This is a genomic window from Hymenobacter sp. CRA2 (genome assembly GCF_002007105.1).
GTDB lineage: Bacteria > Bacteroidota > Bacteroidia > Cytophagales > Hymenobacteraceae > Solirubrum.
In genome coordinates this window covers 1-861 of record NZ_MVBC01000039.1, presented here as the reverse complement: position 1 = coordinate 861, position 861 = coordinate 1, and the positions used below count along the sequence as shown (strand labels likewise).

Sequence of the window (861 nt, the reverse complement as noted above, 5' to 3'; positions counted from 1 at the left end):
AGAGCGTGTTGGGGAATTAGGTGATTCGATTTAGGCAGAGCGTGATGTTGGCCCAGAGAATCCAGGCGGCGTGGCTTTCGGGCAGGTGCTCGTAGTCGACCACTAGGCGGCGGAAGCAGTTGAGCCAGGCAAACGTACGCTCGACAACCCAGCGCTGGGCCACGGGCACAAACCCGCGGGCCGAGGGCGGTCGGCTGGCCAGCTCGTGGCGCAAGCCGCGCGCCAGCAGCCCCTCGGCGAAGCGGCCGCGGTAGGCCTGATCGGTGACCACGGCGCGCAGGCGCGGGCCCCAGTGGCGACGTTCGAGCAAGAGCGGGGCCGCGCCCTGCCCGTCGTGCTGGTGGGCGGCGTGGCTGCGGCAGGCCCACACGCGGCCTTGGGTGTCGACCAGCAGCTGCCGTTTGCGCCCGTTCACCCGCTTGTGCGCGTCCAGCCCACGGGCTTCGCAGATGCGCGGGGCTAGTTTCACACTTTGGCTGTCGAGGCAGAGCACGGCCGGCGTTGGGGCGCGACCTTCGCGCACGCGCTCGGCCTGCATCAGGCAGCGGTTCAAGCGCGGCAGCGTGCCGTCCTGCTGCCAGCGCCGGTAGTAGTAATACACGGCTGTCCACTTGGGAAACGCCGCCGGCAAGCTGCGCCACTGGCAGCCCGTGCGGCACACGTAGAGCAGCGCGTTGACCACGTGGCGCAAGCACAAACGCCGTTTGCGTTGCAGCGGCAGCAGCGGAATGATACCTTGCCACTGCGAGTCAGTAAGGGGTTGAAAGCACTCAACCATAAGGGAACGGAAGCCTAGGAACTCCCGCCCCAACTTACTGGCTCGTTTCTGTTTACGCCCTACTCAATTCCCCAACACGCTCT

General features: G+C 66.6%; 1 protein-coding gene. It reads right to left on the bottom strand.

What is annotated here, in order from left to right:
• Nucleotides 1–16: 16 nt before the first annotated feature.
• On the bottom strand, nucleotides 17–778 hold the full coding sequence (locus tag B0919_RS24470) for an IS5 family transposase (RefSeq protein ID WP_078014939.1): 762 nt from the start codon (nucleotides 776–778) through the stop codon (nucleotides 17–19).
• Between the last annotated feature and the right edge of the window lie 83 nt (nucleotides 779–861).